Genomic DNA, 2,346 nt, shown 5'->3' on the forward strand with positions numbered 1-2,346 from the left:
ACGCCAAAATCCGGATAGCCAGAAAATCGCCCGGGGAGAAGGCGGTGTCGGTCATGGTCATCGGCGCAGGCCGAGTGCGGAGTTGCGGACGGGTGCGGCAGGTGGCCGACCGATCCTGGTCTTTGCCACTAACATATGATAATTTATTGGATCGAGATCTGCAAGCTCCGACTTTGGGTCAGGCTCCCTGCGAATTCCCGAGCAGTACTGTTGTTGCTTCAGCTCGCGAACGCTTGCGCAACTGATCGTGACCCGCTCCCGGACACTGCGATCGGCCCTGTTTCGACGGTCCACATGCGCGCCGCCAGGATGAAGAGGGTGTGGTTTCCCGACGCGACGTGTCGACGCGGCTACGCTCGGCGCCGTCTTGCCGGACCGGCACCGACCCGGCACAAGCCCCGCATTGCGACGGGATGCTGCGTGAATGACCGTACCCTACTACCCGCCTTCGGTCTGGATCTGGGCCGGGCTCGATCCGGTGCTGATCGTCGTGGCGCTCGTGCTCGGCTGGAAGGCCGATCAGTTCGGCAAGGTCGTGCTGGTGGCGATCATCGCGCTGGTGGCGGCGGTGCTGACCTCCTGGGCTCTGACCGGCCTCGGCGTGCCGTGGCCGGCTCCGGTCGGGCGCGACCTGCCGACCTTCTTCCCGGTGCGGACGGTGTCCGCCCTGCTCTGGGCCGTCGTCGGCTACGGCGCACGGCGCGCCATCGCCCCCCGCGCTTGACCGGCCGCGCGGCCCCTCCCTACTAGAACGGCACCCTCAGGCAGGACGACAGGTTTTCGATGAACGCGCCCGTGAACCCGAAGAAGCTGATCAGGGGAGCCCTCGGCGACTGGGAGGTGGTGGTCGGCATGGAGATCCATGCCCAGGTCACCAGCCGGGCGAAGCTGTTCTCGGGCGCCGCGACCGCGTTCGGCGCCGAGCCGAACGACAACGTGTCGCTCGTCGACGCCGCGATGCCCGGCATGCTGCCGGTGATCAACCGCGAATGCGTCGCGCAGGCGGTGCGCACGGGCTTAGGCCTCAAGGCGCAGATCAACCACCGCTCGGTGTTCGACCGCAAGAACTACTTCTACCCCGACCTGCCGCAGGGCTACCAGATCAGCCAGTACAAGAGCCCGATCGTGGGCGAGGGCGAGGTCACGGTCGATCTCCCCGACGGCGAGACGATCCGGGTCGGCATCGAGCGCCTGCACCTCGAGCAGGATGCCGGCAAGTCCCTGCACGACCAGCATCCCTCCCTGAGCTTCGTCGACCTCAACCGATCGGGCGTGGCGCTGATGGAGATCGTGTCGAAGCCCGACCTGCGCTCGTCGGAGGAGGCCAAGGCCTACGTGACGAAACTGCGCACGATCCTGCGCTATCTCGGCACCTGCGACGGCGACATGGAGAAGGGCAACCTGCGCGCCGACGTGAACGTCTCCGTGCGCCGCCCGGGCGAGCCGTTCGGCACGCGCTGCGAGATCAAGAACGTCAATTCCATCCGCTTCATCGGGCAGGCGATCGAGACCGAGGCGCGCCGCCAGATCGCGATCATCGAGGAGGGCGGCACGATCCAGCAGGAGACGCGCCTGTTCGACCCGAACAAGGGCGAGACGCGCTCGATGCGCTCCAAGGAGGAGGCGCACGACTACCGCTACTTCCCGGACCCCGACCTGCTGCCGCTGGAGATCGACGACGCCTTCATCGAGCGGCTGCGGGCCGAGCTGCCGGAGCTGCCCGATGCCAAGAAGGCGCGCTTCGTGTCGGATTTCGGCCTCTCGGCCTACGACGCGACGGTGCTGGTGGCCGAGCGCGCGGCGGCCGACTACTTCGAGGCCGTGGCCCGCGGCCGTGACGGCAAGGCGGCGGCGAACTGGGTGATCAACGAGCTGTTCGGGCGCCTCAACAAGGAGGGGCGCGGGATCGAGGATTCGCCCGTCTCGGCCGCCCAGCTTGGCGCAGTGATCGACCTCATCGCGGACGGCACCATCTCGGGCAAGATCGCCAAGGACCTGTTCGAGATCCTCTGGAGCGAAGGAGGCGACCCGCGCGAGATCGTGGAGCGGCGCGGCCTCAAGCAGGTGACGGATACCGGCGCCATCGAGGCGGCCGTCGACCAGATCATCGCGGCCAATCCCGACAAGGTGGAGCAGGCCAAGGCCAAGCCCACGCTGCTCGGCTGGTTCGTCGGCCAGACCATGAAGGCTACCGGCGGCAAGGCCAACCCGGCGGCCGTGAACGCCCTGCTGAAGGCCAAGCTCGGGATCGAGTGAGGACGGGGCTGGCCCCGCCTCAAAAGGGAAGAGCCCGGCCTTGCGGCCGGGCTCTTCGTCTTCGGGTGAGACCTTAAGTCTTAGTAGGTG

General features: G+C 67.3%; 3 protein-coding genes. All 3 read left to right on the forward strand.

Going from position 1 to position 2,346, the window contains the following annotated elements; translation table 11 throughout:
• On the forward strand, positions 1 to 245 hold a 245-nt coding region (locus MFF61_RS11575), incomplete at its 5' end, for a hypothetical protein (protein ID WP_238235278.1).
• Positions 246 to 424: 179 nt separating this feature from the next.
• A complete protein-coding gene (locus tag MFF61_RS11580; protein WP_238235279.1) occupies positions 425 to 724 on the forward strand; it encodes a hypothetical protein in 300 nt (99 codons plus the stop codon).
• 59 nt (positions 725 to 783) lie between these two features.
• The gene (gene gatB, locus MFF61_RS11585; RefSeq protein ID WP_238235280.1) at positions 784 to 2,256 is read left to right on the forward strand and encodes an Asp-tRNA(Asn)/Glu-tRNA(Gln) amidotransferase subunit GatB; all 1,473 of its coding nucleotides are present in this window, start codon (positions 784 to 786) and stop codon (positions 2,254 to 2,256) included.
• The last annotated feature ends 90 nt before the right edge of the window (positions 2,257 to 2,346 follow it).

It is taken from the genome of Methylobacterium isbiliense, from assembly GCF_022179325.1.
Classification (GTDB): domain Bacteria; phylum Pseudomonadota; class Alphaproteobacteria; order Rhizobiales; family Beijerinckiaceae; genus Methylobacterium; species Methylobacterium isbiliense.

Coding starts and splice junctions, on each gene's coding strand:
- gatB (WP_238235280.1), top strand. CDS start 784: ATGAACGCGCCCGTGAACCCGAAGAAGCTGATCAGGGGAGCCCTCGGC.
- MFF61_RS11580 (WP_238235279.1), top strand. CDS start 425: ATGACCGTACCCTACTACCCGCCTTCGGTCTGGATCTGGGCCGGGCTC.